Annotated in this window: 16 protein-coding genes and 1 pseudogene; 13 read left to right on the top strand and 4 right to left on the bottom strand. The window is 74.1% G+C overall.

Translation table 11 applies throughout. The features are described from left to right. The first annotated feature begins 91 nt into the window (after positions 1-91). The 4 genes from OP86_RS07860 to OP86_RS07845 all read left to right on the top strand — a co-directional run bounded on the left by OP86_RS07860 (position 92) and on the right by OP86_RS07845 (position 3,966). Positions 92-760 (top strand): response regulator transcription factor, encoded by a 669-nt coding sequence (locus tag OP86_RS07860; RefSeq protein WP_030058777.1) that lies wholly within the window; start codon positions 92-94, stop codon positions 758-760. Positions 761-1,313: 553 nt separating this feature from the next. Continuing rightward, positions 1,314-2,069, top strand: a complete 756-nt coding sequence (locus tag OP86_RS07855; RefSeq protein ID WP_033331300.1) for a LysM peptidoglycan-binding domain-containing protein — start codon at positions 1,314-1,316, stop codon at positions 2,067-2,069. Positions 2,070-2,435: 366 nt separating this feature from the next. Beyond that, positions 2,436-3,203, top strand: coding sequence for an SDR family NAD(P)-dependent oxidoreductase (locus OP86_RS07850; protein ID WP_051829837.1), 768 nt, complete (start codon positions 2,436-2,438; stop codon positions 3,201-3,203). 157 nt (positions 3,204-3,360) lie between these two features. Next, positions 3,361-3,966, top strand: a complete 606-nt coding sequence (locus OP86_RS07845) for a TIGR03086 family metal-binding protein (RefSeq protein ID WP_033331298.1) — start codon at positions 3,361-3,363, stop codon at positions 3,964-3,966. Between the two features lie 75 nt (positions 3,967-4,041). Here the strand turns inward: OP86_RS07845 and OP86_RS07840 are convergent, their stop codons facing one another. Together OP86_RS07840 and OP86_RS07835 are read right to left on the bottom strand one after the other, a co-directional pair. Continuing rightward, entirely contained in the window at positions 4,042-4,509 is a 468-nt protein-coding gene (locus OP86_RS07840; protein ID WP_030061677.1) for a (2Fe-2S)-binding protein, read from the bottom strand. An 89-nt stretch (positions 4,510-4,598) separates the two neighbouring features. After that, positions 4,599-6,878, bottom strand: coding sequence for a xanthine dehydrogenase family protein molybdopterin-binding subunit (locus OP86_RS07835; RefSeq protein WP_078653567.1), 2,280 nt, complete (start codon positions 6,876-6,878; stop codon positions 4,599-4,601). Positions 6,879-7,385: 507 nt separating this feature from the next. Between OP86_RS07835 and OP86_RS07830 the strand changes: the two genes are divergently transcribed. The 4 genes from OP86_RS07830 (at position 7,386) to OP86_RS07815 (ending at position 10,682) form a co-directional block, all read left to right on the top strand. Further along, positions 7,386-8,663: an MFS transporter gene (locus OP86_RS07830; protein ID WP_030061675.1), complete on the top strand. Its 1,278-nt coding sequence runs from the start codon at positions 7,386-7,388 to the stop codon at positions 8,661-8,663. An 80-nt stretch (positions 8,664-8,743) separates the two neighbouring features. Further along, the gene (locus OP86_RS07825; protein WP_033331296.1) at positions 8,744-9,487 is read left to right on the top strand and encodes a Mut7-C RNAse domain-containing protein; all 744 of its coding nucleotides are present in this window, start codon (positions 8,744-8,746) and stop codon (positions 9,485-9,487) included. Positions 9,488-9,581: 94 nt separating this feature from the next. Then, positions 9,582-10,007, top strand: a complete 426-nt coding sequence (locus OP86_RS07820; protein WP_078653566.1) for a cupin domain-containing protein — start codon at positions 9,582-9,584, stop codon at positions 10,005-10,007. Between the two features lie 156 nt (positions 10,008-10,163). Continuing rightward, positions 10,164-10,682 carry an inorganic diphosphatase gene (locus tag OP86_RS07815; RefSeq protein WP_051829822.1) on the top strand — a complete coding sequence of 173 codons (519 nt, stop codon included), beginning with the start codon at positions 10,164-10,166 and terminating at the stop codon, positions 10,680-10,682. 58 nt (positions 10,683-10,740) lie between these two features. On the opposite strand, the gene OP86_RS07810 is transcribed toward OP86_RS07815, so the two are convergent. Then, positions 10,741-12,000: a pyroglutamyl-peptidase I gene (locus OP86_RS07810; RefSeq protein WP_033331294.1), complete on the bottom strand. Its 1,260-nt coding sequence runs from the start codon at positions 11,998-12,000 to the stop codon at positions 10,741-10,743. Between the two features lie 69 nt (positions 12,001-12,069). Here OP86_RS07810 and OP86_RS07805 point away from each other — a divergent pair, with 69 nt between their 5' ends. After that, positions 12,070-13,263 (top strand): cytochrome P450 family protein, encoded by a 1,194-nt coding sequence (locus OP86_RS07805; RefSeq protein ID WP_030061670.1) that lies wholly within the window; start codon positions 12,070-12,072, stop codon positions 13,261-13,263. A gap of 142 nt (positions 13,264-13,405) precedes the next feature. Next, positions 13,406-13,957 (top strand): annotated as a pseudogene (locus OP86_RS37850) (TerD family protein); the annotation flags it as partial. 654 nt (positions 13,958-14,611) lie between these two features. On the opposite strand, the gene OP86_RS07795 reads toward OP86_RS37850, so the two are convergent. Next, positions 14,612-15,238, bottom strand: coding sequence for a TetR/AcrR family transcriptional regulator (locus tag OP86_RS07795; RefSeq protein WP_033331293.1), 627 nt, complete (start codon positions 15,236-15,238; stop codon positions 14,612-14,614). Between the two features lie 120 nt (positions 15,239-15,358). Between OP86_RS07795 and OP86_RS07790 the strand changes: the two genes are divergently transcribed. From OP86_RS07790 to OP86_RS07780, 3 genes are all read left to right on the top strand, one after another. Then, on the top strand, positions 15,359-16,396 hold the full coding sequence (locus OP86_RS07790) for an aldo/keto reductase (RefSeq protein WP_033331329.1): 1,038 nt from the start codon (positions 15,359-15,361) through the stop codon (positions 16,394-16,396). A gap of 384 nt (positions 16,397-16,780) precedes the next feature. Next, on the top strand, positions 16,781-19,543 hold the full coding sequence (locus OP86_RS07785; protein WP_078653565.1) for an SdrD B-like domain-containing protein: 2,763 nt from the start codon (positions 16,781-16,783) through the stop codon (positions 19,541-19,543). A 188-nt stretch (positions 19,544-19,731) separates the two neighbouring features. Further along, a complete protein-coding gene (locus tag OP86_RS07780; RefSeq protein WP_030061664.1) occupies positions 19,732-20,517 on the top strand; it encodes a hypothetical protein in 786 nt (261 codons plus the stop codon). Positions 20,518-20,708: the final 191 nt, after the last annotated feature.

Here is a 20,708-nt window from a genome sequence, read left to right as displayed (position 1 = left end):
CGGGGTCGGGGCGGGGGTCGGGGCGGACCGGCTCGGCGGAGATGTGAGGATGGTGCCGAAGTCGAAGCACCGTTCGAGGGGAATGACCAGCGTGATCCGAGTCCTCGTCGCCGACGACGAGCCGCTGATCCGGGCCGGGATCAGGATGATCCTGGGCTCCGCCGACGACATCGAGGTGGTCGCGGAGGCGGCCGACGGTCGGGAGGCGCTGGAGCTGGCGCGGTCGCACCGGGTGGACGTGGTGCTGCTGGACATCCAGATGCCGGTGATGGACGGGCTCACGGCGCTCGGGGAGCTGTCGAGGGTCGCGCCCGGGGCGCGGGCGCTGATCCTCACCACCTTCGGGGAGCGCGAGAACGTCCTGCGCGCCGTGACCGAGGGCGGAGCCGGCTTCCTGCTCAAGGACACCGCGCCGAACGAGCTGATCCAGGCCGTCCGGGCGGCGGCGGGCGGCAACGCCTTCCTCTCCCCGGCCGCCACCCGGCACATCGTCGACTCGCTGGCCGCCGGGCCCGGCGGCTCGTTGGCCGCCCGCAGTGCCGCGGCCCGGCGCCGGCTGGAGGTGCTCACCGGGCGTGAGCTGGAGGTGTTGGCGCTGCTCGGCGAGGGCCTGTCCAACGCCGATGCGGGGGCACGGATCCACATGAGCGAGGCGACGGTGAAGACGTACGTGAGCCGGATCCTGGCCAAGCTGGGCTGCGAGAACCGGGTCCAGGCGGCGCTGTTGGCGCGGGATGCGGAGCTCGGCGGCCGGAGCTGAACGTATCCGTTCGATGACGGACGGTGTCGGGTGTGGTGGATGCCACTCGACGGCCGGGCGGAGTCGGGAACTCCGGCTACGGCAGTGACGGTGCGTCAGCACATAGTCGCGGCGGGTTGATGGTGTACCCGGTGTCGCGAACGGACAGGTGTGAGCGCAAGCACGGATATCGATCATCTGATCTTGAAAATGCGGTCAAACCTGGTCAAACCGGGCAAGGTTTCTTGATCGATACCGCCGGTAACAGTCAACTGACCTGCGAAGTCCAAGAATTGCTTGCCGCGCCCCGGGGATGCCCCTAGCTTCATTGGCGGCGCAACGAGCGCCACCCGGGTTCACCCCGACGCACCGCCCGCCGACTGACCCACGGCGCAAGGGCGGTGACCGCCGATCAGACCGGCTCGAACGAGCCGTCGGCGAGCGGAGGTGACCGGGGCGGCACGGCACGTCCGACACGTGCGCGGCCGCCCGTCGAGTGAGGTGAGCGTAACGACCGGCCCATGTCCCGGGCCTGGTTCCGTCTGCCCGCCCGGGACTTGTCGAGAGGACTTGTATGAATCCCCGTCACGAGACCGCCGCTGCCACCGACACCACCGCCACCAAGCGCCACCGCGTGCGGATGGCGGTCATCGCGGGAGCCGCCGTCGCGGCCCTGCCGGTGGCCGGCCTCGTCACGGCCACCTCGGCCTCCGCCGCTACCGCCTCGGCCTGGGACTCCGTCGCCCAGTGCGAGAGCGGCGGGAACTGGAGCATCAGCACCGGCAACGGCTTCGCCGGCGGACTGCAGTTCACCCCCGGCACCTGGAAGGCGTACGGCGGCACCGCGTACGCCCCCCAGGCCAACCAGGCGACCAAGGACCAGCAGATCGCGGTCGCCGAGAAGGTCCTCGCCTCGCAGGGTCCGGGCGCCTGGCCGGTCTGCTCCCAGAAGGCGGGTCTGAGCAAGGGCGGCGCCCCCGCCGTCGACACCTCGGAGGGCTCCGGCGCCCCGGCGGCCAAGCCCGCCAAGCCGGCCACCAAGGCGGCCAAGCCGGCCACCAAGGCGGCCAAGCCCGCCGCCAAGCCGCAGCAGGCGCCCCAGGCCGCGGACGCGACGAAGGGCCGGCCGTCGGCCAAGCCGGTGCAGTCCGCGCCGGTCGCGCCGAAGAACACCGCCGACGGTGGCAGCTACACCGTCAAGAGCGGTGACACCCTCAGCGAGATCGCGGCCAAGTTCGGCACCGACACCGACAGCCTGTACGGCAGGAACGTGGGCACCATCGGCGGCGACCCGGACCTGATCTTCCCGGGCCAGACCCTGACGGTCTGACAGCCCCGACCGCCTGACGGGCCCTGATCGTCCCGCGGATCCTTTCGGCGAGCCTGCGGCGGAGCGCAGGACCCGGCCCTCCGACGCAGCCCCGCAACCCGGCCGAGCGGCTGCCCCCTGCCTGGGGCAGCCGCTCGGCGCGGTGCGTTCCGCGGCAGTTCGGACCGGCTCGCGTTGCCGAACTGTACGGGGCGGCCGGCGGTGGACTCGTACGACCGGCAGGCGGCGTGCGCGGGGGTGTGGGGGCGTGTCGAGGCATTGTTGAACGTTGAACGCGACGTCCGAATGCCGCCGGAGGTTTGAAGCGCCACGGGCCAGGATCGAGTCATGTCCGAGATCGGAACGAGGAGTTCTGGAGATATGACGATGAACGGCGTGGACGGCGTGAACGGCGCGGCCCAGCTCGACGGCAAGGTGGCCCTGGTGACCGGCGGCAGCCGGGGGATCGGGGCGGCGATCGCGCTCCGGCTGGCCGAGGACGGGGCCGATGTGGTCCTGACCTACCACGGCGAGGCGCAGCGGGCCGAGGAGGTCGTCGCGAAGATCACCGCGATGGGGCGGACCGGGCTGGCCCTCCGGGCGGACAGCGCCGACCCGCAGGCGGTGCACGGCGTGGTGGCGGCGGTGGCCGAGCGGTTCGGGCGGCTGGATGTCCTGGTGAACAACGCGGGCGTCGGCGTCCTCGGCCCGATCGGCGAGCTGGCGGCGGCCGACGTCGACCGGGTGCTGGAGGTGAACGTCCGGGCGCCGTTCCTGTTCGCCCAGGCGGCCTCCGCGCACCTGGCCGACGGCGCACGGATCGTCACCATCGGCAGCTGCATCGCCAAGCGGGTCGCCTTCCCCGGCGCCACGCTGTACGCGACCAGCAAGGCCGCTCTGATCGGCCTGACCAAGGCGCTGGCCCGGGAGCTCGGCCCGCGCGGGATCACCGCGAACCTGGTCCACCCGGGCCCGATCGACACCGAGATGAACCCGGCCGACGGCCCGTCGGCGGAGTTCCAGAGCGGGCTCACCGCGCTCGGCCGCTTCGGCACCGGCGCGGAGGTCGCGGCCGCCGTCGCCTACCTGGTGGGCGAGGACGGCCGGTACGTGACGGGCGCGGAGCTGGCGGTCGACGGCGGCTTCGCGGCCTGACGGTCCGCCGGCCTGAGCCCCGACACCCGCCGGGCAGGGGAACGGGAACGGGCAGGGGAACGGGAACGGGAACGCGTGCGGTGTCGTGCCGGGCGGTGGTCGGCGCTCGCGCTTACGATCGCCCGGCACGACCCGTGCCCCGACCGAGAGGTGTGCCATGACCGCAGCGGACGACCCGATCGGCCTGCTCGCCCGGGCCCTCGCGCAGACCGCCGGGCTGATCGACGGCACCGGCATCGAACTGGCCGGCCACCCGACCCCCTGCCGTTCCTGGGACGTCGGCGACCTGGTCAGCCATCTGCTCTACGACCTGCGGCAGTTCACCGTTCGGGCGAAGGGCGGCCGGCCGGACTGGTCGCAGCCCTTCGGACGGGTCGAGGAGGACTGGCTGCACGCCTTCGAGGCCGGGGCCGAGGAACTGGTCGACGCCTGGCGTGCGGCCGGGGATCTCGACGGCACTCTGGAGGTGCCCGGCGTCGGCACCCTGCCGGCCCGCTTCCCGGTGGACCAGCAGATCGCCGAATTCGCCGTCCACGGATGGGACTTGGCCCGAGCCACCGGCCAGTCCACCGAGGGGCTGGACCACGAGGTCGCGCTCGCCGCGCTCGACTGGGCCGGCGGCGCGCTCAAGCCCGAGTACCGGGGCGCCGAGGAGGAGCAGCACGCCTTCGGCCCCGCCGTCGACGTCCCCGAGGACGCCCCGCCGTACGACCGGCTCGCCGCGTTCTTCGGGCGCGACCCGGCGGCGCCGGTCGTCGGGTAGCGGCGGGATCCTGCTGAAACAACGAGCGGCCCGTCCGGGAGCGGAGCAGGGCAGGGCAGGGCGGCCGGTGCGGTGTTACGGCGTCGTGGCCTGTCGGGCGGCCGCCTGCTTGATCGCCTCGCGGATGCGCGGGTAGGTGCCGCAGCGGCAGACGTTCTGGATCTGGTCGATGTCGGCGTCCGTCGGGTTCGGCGTCCGGCGCAGCAGGGCGACCGCCGCCATGATCTGGCCCGGCTGGCAGAAGCCGCACTGGGCGACGTCGCAGGTGAGCCAGGCCTCCTGGACGGGGTGCAGGGTGTCGCCGTCGGCGAGGCCCTCGATGGTGGTGACGGCGTGTCCGGCGCAGTCCTTGACGGACCGGGTGCAGGGCTGGAACTCCTGGCCGTCGAGGTGGCTGGTGCAGGCGCGGCAGACGCCCACCCCGCAGCCGTACTTGGGGCCGGTGACGCCGAGCTTGTCGCGCAGCACCCAGAGCAGTGGCATGTCGTCCGGGGCCTCGACGGTGACGGGCTGCCCGTTGAGGACGAAGGTGTGGGTGGGCATGGGGAGTCGGGATCCTCGGCTCTGGACGGTCGGAAGCTGCGGACGGCGAACGGGGTCGGGAGGCGAACGGGCTCGGAAGGCGAGCGGGGTCAGAAGTTGACGGGGAAGGAGCGCGGGCTGGTGCCGGTCGCGCGGGCGTACGCGTTGGCGACCGCGGCGGAGGCCGCCGGGACGCCCAGCTCGCCGGCGCCGCCGGGCGCGCCGCTCGGCGGCATCAGGTGGATCTCGACCACCGGCGGGGTGTGCCGCTGCCGCGCGTAGTGGAAGTCGCCGTAACTGCCCTCCCGGAAGGCGCCGTTGTCGAGGTGGTTGCCGGCCTGCAGGATCACCGAGATGCCGTCGACCAGCGCGCCGGTCAGCTGGGCCTCCAGGCCGGTGGGGTTGATGACCCGGCCGACGTCGGCGGCCACGACGGCCTTGGTGACCCTGGGGTTGGCGCGGTCGGTGGCGTCCAGCTCGACCAGGTAGGCCGCGATGCCGCCGTTCTCGTCGTGGTAGCCGATCCCCTGCGCCTGGCCGGGGGGCATCGGGCGCCCCCAGTTCCCCTTCGCGGCGACGGTGTCCAGTACGGCCCGTCCGGCGGCGCTGCGCAGCCGGGCGCGGCGGAAGGCGAGCTCGTCCTGGCCCATCCGGCGGGCGAGTTCGTCCATCATGATCTCGTCGGCCACCCGGACGGTGCCCGAGTAGACCGAGCGCCAGCTGCCGGTGTGCAGGTCCAGCGGCAGTTCGGCGAGCAGTTGGGTGGGGATGCCGACGTTGTACGGGTTCTTCTCGGTGAGGAGGAAGAACGCCTGGGCGAGGCTGAGCCCGGCGAGCGAGAGGTTGAACCCGGCGGCGGTGAGCGTCTCGCCGAGGCCGTGGCCGAGGTCGGTCTTGACGGTGGCGGCGCGGTGTTCCCAGGTGAGTACCTGGCCGAGGCCGTAGGTGGCCCGGATCCGGTGGTGGCTGGCCGGGCGCATCCGGCCGTGGCGCATGTCGTCGTTGCGCGTCCACATGAGCTTGACCGGTCGGCCGGCGGCCTTGGAGATCTGGGCGGCCTCCAGCGCGGCGTCGAAGAACAGCCTGCGGCCGAAGGAGCCGCCGCCGCGCACCACGTGGACGGTGACGGCGTTCTGCGGCAGGCCGAGTTCGGCGGCTATGGTCTGTTGGGCGAGGATCGGGCTCTGTGCGGCGAACCACAGTTCGGCCCGGTTGGGCCGGACGTCGGCGACGGCGGTGAGCACCTCCATCGGGGCGTGGTTGACGAAGGCGAAGTCGAACTCTCCGTCCAGGTGCTGGGTCAGCAGCGGCGGGACGAGGAACGGCAGGTGGGCGGCGCGCAGCCGGGCGCGGACGTCCTCGGTGGAGAGGTCCGCGGCCGGGCCGGGGTTCCAGGTGGTGCGCAGCGCGTCGCGGGCCTTGAGCGCCTGGTCGAAGGTCTCGGCGAGGACGGCGACGCCGCTGGGGATCCGGACCACGCCGAGCACGCCGGGCATGGTGCGGGCGGCGGAGGCGTCCAGGGACTTGAGGGTGCCGTTGACGGTGGTGGGGCGGGCGACCACGGTGGGCACGGCGCCCGGGATCTGCAGGTCCCCGGCGTACTTGGTGCGGCCGGTGACGATGTCGCGGGCGTCGATCCGGCCGGTCGGCCGGCCCACCAGGCGGAGCTGGTCGGCCGGCTTGGGCGTGACCGGGACGGCGGGCAGGACCACGGCGGCGGCCTCGGCGGCGAGTTCGCCGTAGCCGGCCCGGCGGCCGTCGGGGGCGAGCACGGCGGAGTCGGCGGTGCGCAGGGAGCTTGCGGGAACGTTCCAGCGCCTGGCGGCGGCGGTCACCAGCCGGGCCCGGGCGGCGGCGGCCGCGCCGCGCACCGGGTCGTACAGCGAGCGCACCGAGTTGGAGCCGCCGGTCAGCTGGTTGAAGAGCAGCTCCGGGCGCCCGTCGGACAGCGGGACGTCCACGTCGGTGAGCTTGGCGTCCAACTCCTCGGCGACCAGCATGGCCATCGCGGTGGTGAGGCCCTGGCCGACCTCCAGCCGGGGAAGGTACAGCAGGGCCCGCCCGGCGGGGGTGACCTCCAGCACCAGCAGGTGGGAGGTCGGCAGCCCGGCGAGGATCATCGCGTCGCCGAGGTCGAGGATGTCCGGAACGCCGGGCAGGCCGAGCAGTTGCGGCGGCGCGTCGGCGGCCCGGGCCTGCGCCGCGCGTTCGGCGGCCCGCGCGGCCGCGGGTGCGGCGGCGTCGAGGCCGACGCGGGTGGCGACGGTGAGGGTGGGCGCGGCCAGCAGGTAGGTGAGGAAGCGTCGACGACCGGTGGGTTCCGCTGCGGGGGCCTCGCCGGTGCGCCCGGTGGGGTCCGAGGAGGCGATGGAGGTACTGATGGGAGGCATCCTTCGAGCCGGAGCGGCGCCGGGATCGGAGGGGCACGACGGCCCTGACTCCGCTGCCGGATCGCGAACGCCGTTGAGCATAAGAGGGCGCTACTGACGGGTCAACACGGTCAAAGTTGGCCCCTGAATTGGGTGGTCGGGCTTTTGCAACGCTCGGCGGGAGCGGATTCGGAGCGGGTACGGACGGCGCTTCGGCCGCGCGGGCGAGGCTCCGATGGGACGCCCCCAAAGCGGCCGGAGGGCCCAACGAGCCGCTGTCGCACGCGGGTTCAGCGCTCGGTCGGCGTTGCGGCGGCGGTCGGAAGTGGCCCAGGAAATTCCTTGATCACTGGACCTGTCGGTTGGGCCAGTTTCTGCCTAGGGTGGTGGCGCACCGTTGCCGACGGTTGTGAACCCCCGGGCCGCGCGCCGCCCGTCCGTGCGTTGCTGCTGTCGCCCGTCCGAGGGTGGCCGGCCGACGGGGGCTCTCGGGGGATCGGTGACGGTCCGTCACCACGAAGGAGAGCCGTGCCGACCGACCGAGCCGCCCGGTGGGGCGCCCTCCCACCCGCAGGGCCCCAGCGGACCCTGGCCGCAGCCCAGTTGGCGAGCGCCGTGGGCGACGGCGCGTACTACACCTGCTCCGCGCTCTACTTCACCCGCGTCGTCGGCATGTCACCGACCGCCCTCGGAATCGGCCTCGCCGTCGCCTGGGCGCTCGGCTCCGTCGCCGGAGTCCCGCTCGGCCACCTCGCCGACCGCCGCGGCCCGCGCCGGACCGCGGTGGCGCTCGGGCTCGCCGCGGCGGCCGTCGTCGCCGCCTTCCTGGTCATCCGCTCCTACCCGCTGTTCCTGCTCGCGGTCTGCCTCTACGCCACCGCGCAGTCCGGGCTCACCGCCGCCCGGCAGGCACTCGTCGCCGGACTCGTTCCGCCCGCCGAACGCACCGGCCTGCTCGCCCACCTCCAGTCAACCCTCAACGGGGGCCTGGCCGTCGGCGCCGCCGTCGGTGGCATCGCCCTGAGCGTCGGCACCCGGGACGCGTACCTGGGCGCCTTCGTCATCACCACGATCGGCCTGCTGATCGGCGCGCTCGTCCTCCGGCGCCTGCCCGAAGTCCCGCCCGCCCCACAGGAGTCGGGCACCGGACCGCGCCTGGCCGTACTGCGCGACCGGCGCTACGCCGCCGTCACCCTGGTCAACGCCGTCCTGCTGCTGCGGATGCCGCTGCTCAGCCTGATCATCCCGCTGTGGATCGCCCAGCGCGCCCCCGGGATCGGCTGGCTCGGATCGGCGCTGTTCGTGCTCAACACCCTGGCGGTGCTCGCCTTCCAGGTCCGGGCGGCACGCGACGTCACCGGGCTGGACTCGGCCGCGCGCGCCGTCCGCTCGGCCGGGGTGCTGCTGCTCGGCTGCTGCGCTGTCTTCGGCCTGTCCGCGCTGGACGTGCCGGTGTGGGCGGTCGGCGCGCTGCTCGTCGCGGCGTCCGTGCTGCAGGTGGCCGGCGAGATGCGGCAGTCGGCCGGCTCCTGGCAGATCGGCTTCGACCTCGCACCGCCGGAGCGGATCGGCCAGTACCAGGGCTTCTTCGGCACCGGCGTCGCCGTCGCCCGCACCCTCGGGCCGCTGCTGCTCACCACGCTGCTGCTGGACGGCGGCCTCGCGGGCTGGCTGGTCCTGGGCGCGGTCTTCCTCGCGGCCGGCTACGCGATGGGGCCGGTCGCCCGGTGGGCGGAGTGCGACCGCGACCGGCACACGGCACCCCCCTCGCCGGTGCCGGCGGACGCCGCCGCGCCGGGGGCCTGACACCGCCGCGGTGGCCCGGTGATCGGCGGGGGCCGGGAAACCGGTGGCCCCCGCCCGCCGCACGCTGGCATGCTGGCCGCGTGGACCGACCCCAGATCTGGCTCGACTTCGCCCCCGAGCTGCACCTCTTCGTCTCCGCGCCCCGGCGGGCCGGCCGAACCTCGCTGCGCACCGACGGCACCTCCACGCTCGGCCACGTCGTCGAGTCCCTGGGCGTCCCGCTCACCGAGGTCGGCGCCCTGCTGGTGGACGGGCAGGCCGTGCCCGAAGCACACGTCCCGGCCGACGGCGAACACGTCGCCGTGCACGCCGTGACCAGGCCGCAGCCCTCGCCCACCCCGCCGCGCTTCCTCCTGGACGTCCACCTCGGCACCCTCACCCGCCGACTGCGCCTGCTCGGCGTGGACGCCGCCTACGAGAACCCCGACATCGGCGACGCCGCCCTGGCCGCCCGCTCCGCCGCCGAACAGCGCGTCCTGCTCTCGCGCGACCGCGGCCTGCTGCGCCGCCGCGAGCTCTGGGCCGGCGCCTACGTCTACAGCCACCGCCCCGCCGAGCAACTGCGCGACGTGCTCTCCCGCTTCGCACCGCCGCTCGCCCCCTGGAGCCGCTGCACCACCTGCAACGGCACGCTGCGCGCCGTCACCAAGACCTCGGTGCGCGAGCAACTGCGGGACGGCACCGAACGCTCCTACGACGCCTTCGCCCAGTGCACCGACTGCGGCCAGGCCTACTGGCGCGGCGCCCACCACGCCCGCCTGGAGGCGATCGTCACCGAGGCGGTGCGCGACTTCGGGACGGAGAGCAGGGTGATCCCCGGATAGGGCGCTCTGGCGGGCGGGCCCGTGGCCGTGGTCCCATCGGCGGTGGGGGACGGGACCACGCTACTCGGGCACACGGGAGAGGCCAGGTCGTCGGATGAGCAATCGGTCAGGGCAGCAGCCGTTCCGGACCGCGGACGCGGGCGGGGCACCCGCGGTGACCGCCCCGGACGGGGCGGAGGTCCGCCCGCTGCTGGTGGTGGACGGGCAGGGGAGCCTCGCGGTGTTCGTGCTCGCCCCCGGGCAGGTCACCCACGCCGTGTCGCACGCCACCGTGCAGGAGCTGTGGCACGTCACCTCGGGCAGCGGCGAGCTCTGGCGCCGCCAGGGCGAACGGGAGGAGACCGTACGGCTCGTACCCGGCACCGCGGCGTCGATACCGCTCGGCACCTCCTTCCAGTTCCGGGCGGACGAGGACTCCGACGGGCCGCTGCGCATCACGGCCGTCACCATGCCGCCCTGGCCCGGGACGGACAGCGAGGCCCGCCCCGAGGAAGGCCCCTGGAAACCGACCCTCCGATGAGGCGCGGGCCGCTGCGCCGCGCGCTCACCGCAGCGGCCGCGGCGGTGCCCCGGTGGACTCCGCCGAACGGCGGAGGCGGTTTCGGCCGGTGCCCGAACGGCCGACAATCGTTCCGGGAGTCCGGGGTGCTCCCCAGGAGCCGAGGAGGAGGCCGCGGTGGAGTTCGAGGTGATGATCGAGATCCCGCAGGGGTCGCGCAACAAGTACGTGATGGACTTCGCGGCGGGCCGGATCCGTCTCGACCGCACCCTGTTCACGGCCACCCGCTACCCCACCGACTACGGCTACGTCGAGGGCACCCTCAGCGGCGACGGTGAGCCGCTGGACGCCCTGGTGCTCGGCGGCGAACCGGCCGTCCCCGGGTGCGTGCTCACCTGCCGGGCAGTGGGCGTGTGGGTGATGCGAGACGAGCGCGGCCCGGACCAGAAGGTGCTCTGCGTCCCGGCCCGCGACCCGCGGTACGCGGCGCTGCGGGACATCGGCGACCTGCCGGAGTTCGACCTGCTGGAGATCACCCACTTCTTCCGCGTGTACAAGGACCTGGAGCGCGGCAAGTCCGTCGAGGGCTCCCACTGGGCCGGCCGCGAGGCCGCCCACGCGGAGATCGCCGCCTCGCGTGCCCGGGCGGCGGGGACGCGCTTCGCCGCCCCGGCGGGCGGCAGGCGGCCGGCGTAGCGCGGGGCGTCGCGGCGCGGGGCGGGCCCGGTGGACAGCGGCCCGCCCCGGTGGCTGCTCAGAGCCGGGCGCTGCTCAGGATGGCGCGGACCTGGTCGGCGATGGCGGCCTCGTTCTGCTCGAACTCCGGTGCGGTGAGGCGGTCCTGGTCCGTGGGCAGGCCGGTGAGGACCGGGGTGTGGAGGTGGCCGCCGGGGAGGTCGGGGGCGAGGTCGAGGCGCAGGCGGTTGGAGCGGTAGGCGACTTCGTTGGAGAGGTAGCCCCCGCCTCCGCCGGCGACGGCGCGGGAGCCGGGGGTGGGGCCGTCGGACGGGACCACGGGGTCGGTGGCGCCCGCCGGGATCTCGGTGACGGGGGTGTTGAGCAGTACCGGGTAGGGCTGCTGGACGGCCGTCATGGCGTCGGTGGGCAGGGTGGTCCGGATGAACTGGGGCCCGGGGGCCAGGCCGGGGGCGTCGACCGGGTGCGCGGTGGTGCCGCCGGAGAGCGCGCGGACGTTGTCGGTGAACGGGTCCGCGGAGCGGGCCCGGCCGGCCCAGGCCTCCAGGGTGAACTCGCCGGGGTAGCCCTGGCTGATGCTGGTGATCAGGTCGGCGGACTGCGGGCCGGGGCGCAGATGCGGGCCGAAGGCGCGCTCCACGATCCCCCGGTCGAAGTCGCCGTAACGGACCGGCAGGACGACGGCCCGCACCTCGGCGGTGCTGCCGTCGGCGAGGGTGATCCGCTGACCGTTCAGTTGCAGGACGGCCGCGCCGGAGGGGTTGGCGCGGCGCGGCTCGGCGTCCAGCCCGTACGGGTCGAAGCCGCTGACGAAGATCCGGCGGATGCCGTGCGCGGAGCTGAAGCCGCTGTCGAGGCCGCGCGAGGCGTCCTCGAACCGGGCCCGGAGCTCGGTGCGGTCGACCTCGAACCCGGGCTGCCAGTGCGCCAGTTGGACGGTCATGGCGAGCCTGGTCCAGTACAGCGGGCGGTCGTCGCGGGCGGGCAGTTCGCCGCTGGGCCGCCGGCCCTGGGCGCGGTCCACGCCGGCCTGCCACAGGGCCCGGCCCCAGGCGTCCACGACCCGCTCGGCGCGGCGGGCGTCGTGGGCGGCGCACAGGGCGGCGGGGAAGCGGTGGAGGAGGTCGCGCAGGCCGGAGCGCTCGGTGAAGGCGGCGGTGCGGGCGTCCTGGAGGCGGGCCTGCTCGGCATCCGTCGGGGCGGCGGCGGTGGTGCGGCAGCCGGTCGGGTCGGCCTGGGCGGCTGCGGGGGCGAGCAGCGCGGCGAGGGTTCCGGCGAGGGCGGCGGCCAGTGCGGCGGTCCGACGAATAAGTGTCATGTCACCTGACAATAAGTCCGGTCCTGACGCCCCGCCAGAGTGCCGCCGCCACCCCCGTAGGCTGGGCCGGTGACAGCGCCCGACCTCACCCTGACGTCCCTGATCGCCGACCCGTACGGCGGCTACACCCGACTGCGCGCCGACGCCCCCGTCCACCGGGTCGTCGGCCCGGACGGCCTGCCCTTCTGGCTGGTGACCCGCTACCCCGACGTGCGCCAGGCCCTCGCCGACCCGCGGCTCGCCCTCGACAAGGCGCACGCCGCGCCCGGAAACTACCGCGGCTTCGCGCTGCCGCCCGCGCTGGACGCCAACCTGCTCAACATGGACCCGCCCGACCACACCCGGATCCGCCGGCTGGTCGTGCGGGCCTTCACCCCGCGCCGGATCGCCGCCCTGCACGCCCCGATCGAGCAGGTCGCCGGTCAACTGCTCGACGCCATGGCCCCGTCGGGCCGCGCCGACCTGCTCGCCGCGTACGCCGCACCGCTGCCGATCACCGTCATCTGCGACCTGCTCGGCGTCCCCGAGGACGACCGGCACGACTTCCGCGCCTGGACGGACACCCTCATCACGCCCGATCCCCAGCAGCCGGAGGCGGCCCGAGCCGCCGTCAAGGCGATGCTCGGCTTCTTCACCGGCCTGATCGAGCGCAAGCGCACCGAGCCCGGCGACGACCTGCTCTCCGACCTGATCGCCGTCCGCGACGAGCAGGACGGCGGCGGCGGGCTCAGCGAGGACGAACTGACCTCGCTCGCCTTCCTCATCCTCTTCGCCGGCTACGAGAACACCGTCCACCTCATCGCCAACGCCGTCCTGGCCCTGCTCACCCACCCCGAGCAGCTCGCCGCCCTGCGCGCCGAACCGGAGCTGATCGACGGCGCCGTCGAGGAGTTCGTCCGCTTCGACGGCCCCGCCCCGCTGGCCATCCGCCGCTTCCCGCGCGAGGACGTCACCATCGGCGGCGTCACCGTCCCGGCGGGGGAGACCGTGCTGCTCGCGCTCGGCTCCGCCAACCGCGACCCCGGGCAGTTCACCGACCCCGACCGGCTCAACCTGCGCCGCCGCGAGAACGGCCACCTCGCCCTCGGCCACGGCATCCACTACTGCCTCGGCGCGCCGCTGGCCCGGATGGAGACCGCGATCGCCCTGACCGCCCTGCTGCGCCGCTTCCCCGCGCTCGCCCTCGACGTCCCGGTCGAGCGGCTGCGCCACCGCCCCACCCTGCGGGCCCGCGGGCTGCTGGAACTGCCCGTCCGGTACTGATCCCGGCCCGTCCGGCGCCGGTCCCGCCCGTCCGGCGGTGACGCGTTCCTGAGCGCCGGGCCGGGAACCGGCGCGACTTCTACAGCGTTGTCGTGGTCGGACAGAGGTTACAGCGGTACTCGTACGGTGGTGGAGGAAGCCCATGAGTGTGGCCCTGACGAAGGGCGGCAACGTCTCCCTGGGCAAGCAGGCCCCCGGTCTCCGGGTGGTCCGGGTCGGCCTCGGCTGGACGGCCGGGGCCGGGTACGACCTGGACGCCAGCGCGCTGCTGTGCGGGGCGGACGGGAAGGTCGGCTCGGACCGGAACTTCGTCTTCTTCAACAACCTGCGGAGCCCGGACGGCTCGGTCCGCCACCAGGGCAGCTCCGGCGGCGGCGCCGACCGCGAGCAGATCGAGGTCGGGCTCGCGGAGGTCTCCGCCGACGTGGAGAAGATCGCTTTCGCGGTGGCGATCTACGACGCGGCGCAGCGGCGCCAGAGCTTCGGGCAGGTGCGCGGCGCGTACGTCCGGATCACCGACCCGGACGGCGGCGTCGAGGTGGCCCGCTACGACGTGGCGTCCGAGGCCGGCAGCGAGACGGCGATGGTGTTCGGCGAGCTGTACCGGCACGGCACGGACTGGAAGTTCCGGGCGGTCGGGCAGGGGTACGCGACGGGGCTCGCGGGCATCGCCGCGGACTTCGGCGTGGACGTCCTGCAGCCCGCGCCGGCGCCCGCGCCGGCTCCGGTGAAGCCCGCCGTGCCGGCAGTACCGGCCGCGCCGCCCGCGCCACCGGTACCCGCGCCGGTGGTGCCCGCCGCCGCGCCCGCCGTTCCGCAGACCCAGCCAGGAGCAGGGAGTTCCCCCGTGACGTGTTTCTTCGACCCCTCGCACGGCGCCGGCACGACGGCGGTGCTGTGGTCGCCGCAGTGGGGCGTGCCGCGCCAGATCGAGACCTGCGCCGCCTGCGCCCAGCGGGTGCAGACCACCGCCCCGCCGTTCTACACCCCGCAGCAGGGCTACCCGCAGCCGGTTCCCCAGCAGGGCTACCCGCAGCAGGGCTACCCACAGGCGCCCGGCCAGCAGGCCCAGGGCGGCGGCCGCCGCTTCGGCACCGGCGCCCTGATCGGCGCGGGCGCGGCGGGTCTGGTCGGCGGTGCGCTGCTCAACGAGGCGTTCGACGACGACGGGCCCGAGGTCGTCGTCAACAACTACTACGAGGACGACGGCTTCTTCTAGATCGTCAGGCCGCAGCCGGGTGAGGGCCGTCGGGGGTGACCCCGGCGGCCCTCGCTGTCGGTGCGGCCGGCTTCGACTCCGACCGGGGGAGCGCCGCCGACCGCGCCGCCGCGGCCGAGCTGTCGGCGGTCAGCCTTCTCGCCGGTACGCCCCGGCGCGGGCGCCGGCCTCGGCGGCCTCGGCGGCGCGGTCGGCGGCGGCCTCGTCCAGCGGTTCGGCGGTGGTGAGCATCCGGTAGTAGAGCGGCGCGGAGACGGCCCGGACGACCTCCGGCGCGTCGGTGTCCGGCGGGAGTTCGCCGCGCTCGACGGCCTCGGTGACGCACGGCGCCCACTCCTCGACCCGGCGCCGGTAGAAGTGCCGCAGCGCCTCGGCGGCGTCCGCGTCGCAGTTCGCCGCCACGATGACCGCGCGGAACAGCGCGCCCTGGCGGGGGTCGGCCAGGGTGCGCTGGACGAGCCGGGCGTTGGCCCGCAGGTCCTCGGCGAGGGAGCCGCTGTGCGTGCGCGGCAGGGACTGTTCGGCCATGTCCGCGAGCAGGTCGGCGACCAGCGCGGTGGTGCTGCCCCAGCGGCGGTAGACGGTGGTGCGGCCGACCTCGGCCCGCTGGGCGATGTCGCCGAGGTCGAGGCCGCTGAAGCCGTGCTCGACCAGGGCGTCCTCGGCGGCCCGCAGGACGGCGGCGCGGACCCGGGCGGTCCGGCCGCCGGGGCGGAGGGTGCCCGGAGTGGAGGGCTCGGCGGGTTCGGCAGCCATTAACGGGATTCCTGTTCCATTAGATGAGTGGAGTCTGCTAGGTTCGGAGCATCCTAACGGAACGAGAGTCCCATTAGGGGCTTCGAGGGGAGAGCAGCCATGGGAATGTCCGTCGCCGACATGGAATACCGCCGCCTCGGCGCGTCCGGACTCAAGGTCCCCGCGCTCAGCCTCGGCACCGGCACCTTCGGCGGCCGCGGCCCGCTGTTCGGTGCCTGGGGCACCACCGACGTCCAGGAGGCCCGCCGTCTCCTCGACATCTCCATCGACGCCGGGGTCACCCTCTTCGACACCGCCGACGTCTACTCCGACGGCGCGTCCGAGGAAGTGCTCGGCCGAGCCGTCCGCGGCCGCCGCGGCCAGGTCCTGATCTCCACCAAGGCCGGCCTGCCCACCGGCACCGGCCCGCAGGACGCCGGCACCTCCCGGGCCCGACTCACCCGGGCCGTCGACGACGCGCTGCGCCGCCTCGGCACCGACTACCTGGACCTCTTCCAGCTGCACGCCTACGACGCGGGCACCCCGATCGAGGAGGTGCTGGCCACCCTGGAGGACCTGGTCCGGGCCGGGAAGATCCGCTACACCGGGGTCTCCAACTTCTCCGGCTGGCAGCTGATGAAGTCCCTCGCCCTCGCTGACCGCCACGGTCGCCCCCGCTACGCCTCCCACCAGGTCTACTACTCCCTCGTCGGGCGCGACTACGAGTGGGAGCTGATGCCGCTCGCGCAGGAGGAGGGCGTCGGCGCCCTGGTCTGGAGCCCGCTCGGCTGGGGCCGCCTCACCGGCCGCATCCGGCGCGGGCAGCCGCTCCCGGCCGGCAGCCGACTGCACGACACCGCCGACTACGGCCCGCCGGTCGAGGACGAGCTGCTCCACCGGGTGGTCGACGCCCTGGACGAGGTCGCCGCCGAGACCGGCCGCACCGTCCCGCAGATCGCGATCAACTGGCTGCTGCGCCGTCCGACCGTCTCCTCGGTCATCATCGGCGCCCGCAACGAGGAGCAGCTGCGCCAGAACCTCGGCGCGGTCGGCTGGTCGCTGACGGACGACCAGGTGGCCCGTCTCGACGCGGCGAGCGCCCGCACCGCGCCGTACCCGTACTTCCCGTACCGGCGGCAGGAGGCCTTCGCCCGCCTCAACCCGCCGCTCGCGGGCTGAGACGGGGCTGAGGCGGGGCTGAGGCGGGGTGAGGCCGAGGCGGAAGTCGCCGGTGGGGCGAGTGGGTTGGGCCGCGGCGTGTGCAGATTCGGCGGGAAATGTGTTCGACGGATGACGGGTTCCTGCGGTGCCCGGGGGTGCGGTCGGGGCAGGGGTGGCGTTCCTTCGCAGGTCAGCGGCCCGATGCCGGGCGTGGGACGCAGTGCCGCGACGGCCGTCGAAACGACTGGTGATCCGTCAGAGTTCCTTGTTTTCCTGCGAACTTGTGTGGTGGCGCTTTAAGCTCCCGTTAACAATGGCGGCTTTCCGCCACTCACGAACTCCCTCGCGAGGTCGGTCGGCAGGCCCCACCGGAAAGTGCCCAACGTGACGATGAGAGCAGGGATGACGACGACAAGTGAACGAACGGCCGGCGCCGCGCGCGGCCCGGCCCGGCGGCGGCCGGGTGACCTCGGCGGCCGCACGCTCGGCGGGGCGGTGGCGCTGGCCGTCGCGATCGGCGCCTGCTCGCTGGCGGCGGCCCCGTCGGCCTTCCCGCAGACCGGCGACGGGACGGTGACGGTCCGGGTGATCCGGGCCGTGGACACCAGCGGGGTGTGGACGCCCGCACTGGAACCGGGCATGGCGGGCGTGAAGGTGACGCTCACCGACGACGCGGGCGCCGGGATCGAGGGCACCACGGCGGCGGACGGCACGGTGACGCTGGCGCCGGCGACGAGCAAGGTGACCGGCGGCAAGTACCGCGTCCAGGTGGTGAATCCGAAGCCGGGTGTGCTGTTCCCGGCCTTCGCCTCGCGCCAGGGCCTGACCGGTGCGCCCAACCAGCTGAGCAGCAACGAGGAGTTCGTCGACCTCTCCGGCGGCAAGAAGGCGGAGGTCACCACCGGGCTGTGGAGCCCGGGTGACTACTGCCAGAAGAACGCGCCGCTGGTGACGACCTGTCAACCCGCGCCCAGGGAAGGCGAATCGGCGCACACGCTGGCCTCTTTCCCGTACAGTGCCCGGGGCGTGGCCGGTACCGACGCGACCGTGACCGATCTGGCCACCGCCGAGCAGACCGGCAACCTCTACGGCATCGCGTGGAACAGGACCGACAAGCGGCTCTTCTCCGCGGCCTCGGCCAAGCGCACCACCGCGTACGGCCCCGGCGGTGCGGGCGCGATCTACGTGACCGACCCCGCGCAGAAGAAGACCACCCTGTTCGCCACCGTCCCGGACGCCGGCAGCACGCCGCACGGCCCGGGCAACGACGACGCCTTCCTGCCCGCGGTGGGCAAGGAGAGCCTGGGCGGCATCAAGATCAGCGACGACGGCAAGGACCTGTTCGTCGTCAACCTCCACGACCGCAAGCTCTACCGCTACGACGCCACAGCGCCGACGGCCGCCGAGCCCAAGGCCGCCTACCCGATCCCCGACCCGGGCTGCCCGGCCGCCGGGGACTGGCGTCCGTACGGCCTCGGCCTGCAGGACGGCACCGGCTACCTCGGCGGTGTCTGCTCCGGCGAGTCGACCGGCAGGACCTCGGACCTGCGGGCCGTGGTGCTGCCCTTCGACCCCGCCACCGGCGTGTTCAAGAACGCCGTGCTGGACCAGCCGCTCGACTACCCGCGCGGCAGCACGGTCGGCGGCCCCTGCCCCGGCGCCGGCTGGTTCCCGTGGCAGGACGCCTTCCCGGCCACGCAGAACGGCCGTACCTGCACCGGCTACATGGCCAACCCCGAGCCTGCGTTGGCCGAGATCGCGTTCGAGACCGACGGCTCGATGCTGCTCGCCTTCCGGGACCGCTTCGGCGACCAGTCGGCGGCCGGACCGACGGCCGGCACGACGGCCAACGTCCTGCCCGGCGGTGACCTCAACAAGGCCTGCCCGGTGAACGGCACCTACGTGCTGGACACCAACAACGGCTGCGGGGCCACGACCCGGGGCACCCGGTTCTTCGACAACAACCGCATCGGCCACAACAACGCCCTGAACGCCGGAATGGCGTTCTCGAAGGCCGAGAACTCCATCGCGACGTCGGGCTACGACACCAACGGCATGGCCTTCGGCTACGGCGCGGCCTTCGAGAAGCGCGACGGCAAGGCCGACGGAGGCCTGCGCCTCAACCCCGTCGGGCAGGTCCCGCCGTTCGGCAAGGGCGCCGCGATGGGCGACCTCGAAGTGCTCTGCGACCAGGCACCGCTGCAGATCGGCAACCGGGTCTGGTACGACCCGGAGCGCAGCGGCCTCCAACTGCCGGGCCAGCGCCCGGTGCCGGGCGCCACCGTCCACCTGTACGACGAGTCGGGGAAGGCGGTCGGTACGGCGAAGACGACGGCGCGCGGCGAGTACTACTTCGACGACAGCAACGTCGAGGGCGGCCTCAAGCCGAGGACCAAGTACACGATCAAGCTGGACAATCCGGCCGACTACGCCAAGGGCGGGCCGCTGTTCCAGTGGGTGGCCACCGAACACGACGTCGGTGACAACCACTTCGTCGACTCCAAGGGCATCGTCCCGACGGGCGGGAAGTACCCGGAACGGGCGCTGACCACCGGCGGGCCCGGCGAGAACGACCACACCTACGACTTCGGCTTCCGCCAACAGGAAGGCGCGCTGCGGCTGGTCAAACACGACCAGGACGGCAAGCCGCTGGCGGGCGCCAAGTTCCAGCTGTGGCACGAGACCAACGGCACCGACGGGCTGCAGCCGACCGGCGACAGGTCCGACAGCAAGGTCGGCGAACCCTGCACGACCGGCGCCGACGGGCTCTGCGGCGGCAGCGGCGTGCCGGGGACGTACTACTGGCAGGAGCTGAGCCCGCCCGCAGGCTACTCGGCCCCCGACGTCACGGTGTTCGGGCCGCTGGTCCTCACCTCCGACAACCTCGATGCCGGCGTCGAGGTGACGGCCGTCAACCGGCTGATCCCGACCCCGACCCCGACGCCGACCGAGACGCCGACGCCGACACCGCCGCCGACGACGTCGACCCCGGTGCCGGCACCCCCGGCACCCCCGGCCCCGCCGGGCCCCGCACCCGGGCACCTGCCCAACACCGGTGCGAGCCAGGCGATCCCGTACGCCGCGGTGGGCGCGGTGGCGCTGTTCACCCTCGGCGCGGCGCTGGTGCTGCTGGCCCGTAGGCGCAGGGCCGTCCGGCAGGACTAGGGTCTGAGCCGGGCACTCCGGCACCGGCCGCCCCGTGCGCCGGTGCCGGGTCGGGCGGGTTCGAGGACCGACGGTCCCCGGGCCCGCCCGACTGCTGTGACCGCCATGACCGACCGACTGACCGATCCACCGACTGACCGGCCGACGACCGACCGTCCGACGACCGATTGACGAGAGAAGGCACCCGCATGGCCCGCAAGCCGAGGACCGACACCCGCAGGCCGCGCCGGGGCCGTTGGCTCCGGGCGCTGGTCGCGATCGTGGTGTGCGGCACCGCGGCGGGCGGCCTGGCCGTCTACCGGACGGTCTCCGACGAGGCCGCCGAACGGCCGGTGACCACGGACGAGGCGTCCCGGCTGGCCCTGTCGCGGCTGAACCTCCACCAGGCCAGCCCGGTGGGGGTGACGCTCACGGCCGCCGAGGGCGGGGGCGTCACCATCCGCGTCGAGGGCGTCGTGGACTACCGCAGCCACCGGGGCGTGGGCCGCTACCAGACCACCGGGGCGAGCGGGCCGCTGGACCACGGGCTGATCGTCTGGGACACCGGCGGCCTCGGGCTGGCCCCCGAGCCGGCCGGCGTCGACGGCCCGGCGTGGCAGCAGGCCGAGCACGTGCCGCGGGCCGGCTGGTCGCCGCGCTCGTACACCGCGGACCCACTGGACGCCGGGCTCAGCCTGCTGGTCCAGCTCGGCGCCGACCGCCCCGACAACCCGCTGCTGCTCGCCCAGTCCGGGGCCCGCTGGCTGGGCCGCGACCGGATCGACGGCCGGAGCTACGACCGGTTCGCCGGCCCGCGCGCCCAGGGCGCGGCGCCCGACGGCGGCCGGTCGCCGCTGACGTACTGGGTCGACGGCGACGGCGCGCTGCGGCGGGTGACGATGCGGATGGCGGGCCTGGGCACCCCGACCACGGTGGAGTTCTCCGGGCACGACGGCGGCGCCAAGCTCCCGGAGGCGCCCTGGACGGCCGGCTGAGCAAGCCCTGGCCGCCTGCCGCAGCCGGGCCTGCGCGCGCTGATGCCGTGGCCGGGGCGTAGCGTCGACAGTGGTCGCGGGCGGGTCCTTCCCTCATGTCGGAGCGCCCTCATGCCAGGTACCGCAACCCCTCCACCCTGTCTCTTATACACATCTCCGAGCCCACGAGACAGGCAGAAATCTCGTATGCC

Source organism: Streptomyces novaecaesareae (genome assembly GCF_000716875.1).
In the GTDB taxonomy this organism is placed as follows: Bacteria; Actinomycetota; Actinomycetes; order Streptomycetales; family Streptomycetaceae; genus Kitasatospora; species Kitasatospora novaecaesareae.
Note: the sequence above shows the minus strand (reverse complement) of the source record. Positions and strands in the feature narration are given on the sequence as shown.

What these genes read in the sequence shown, in the direction of transcription:
- OP86_RS07855 (WP_033331300.1), top strand. Translation starts at nt 1,314, where the DNA reads ATGAATCCCCGTCACGAGACCGCCGCTGCCACCGACACCACCGCCACC.
- OP86_RS07850 (WP_051829837.1), top strand. Translation starts at nt 2,436, where the DNA reads ATGAACGGCGTGGACGGCGTGAACGGCGCGGCCCAGCTCGACGGCAAG.
- OP86_RS07845 (WP_033331298.1), top strand. Translation starts at nt 3,361, where the DNA reads ATGACCGCAGCGGACGACCCGATCGGCCTGCTCGCCCGGGCCCTCGCG.
- OP86_RS07840 (WP_030061677.1), bottom strand. Translation starts at nt 4,509, where the DNA reads ATGCCCACCCACACCTTCGTCCTCAACGGGCAGCCCGTCACCGTCGAG.
- OP86_RS07835 (WP_078653567.1), bottom strand. Translation starts at nt 6,878, where the DNA reads ATGCCTCCCATCAGTACCTCCATCGCCTCCTCGGACCCCACCGGGCGC.
- OP86_RS07820 (WP_078653566.1), top strand. Translation starts at nt 9,582, where the DNA reads ATGAGCAATCGGTCAGGGCAGCAGCCGTTCCGGACCGCGGACGCGGGC.
- OP86_RS07810 (WP_033331294.1), bottom strand. Translation starts at nt 12,000, where the DNA reads ATGACACTTATTCGTCGGACCGCCGCACTGGCCGCCGCCCTCGCCGGA.
- OP86_RS07795 (WP_033331293.1), bottom strand. Translation starts at nt 15,238, where the DNA reads ATGGCTGCCGAACCCGCCGAGCCCTCCACTCCGGGCACCCTCCGCCCC.
- OP86_RS07790 (WP_033331329.1), top strand. Translation starts at nt 15,359, where the DNA reads ATGGAATACCGCCGCCTCGGCGCGTCCGGACTCAAGGTCCCCGCGCTC.
- OP86_RS07785 (WP_078653565.1), top strand. Translation starts at nt 16,781, where the DNA reads ATGACGACGACAAGTGAACGAACGGCCGGCGCCGCGCGCGGCCCGGCC.
- OP86_RS07780 (WP_030061664.1), top strand. Translation starts at nt 19,732, where the DNA reads ATGGCCCGCAAGCCGAGGACCGACACCCGCAGGCCGCGCCGGGGCCGT.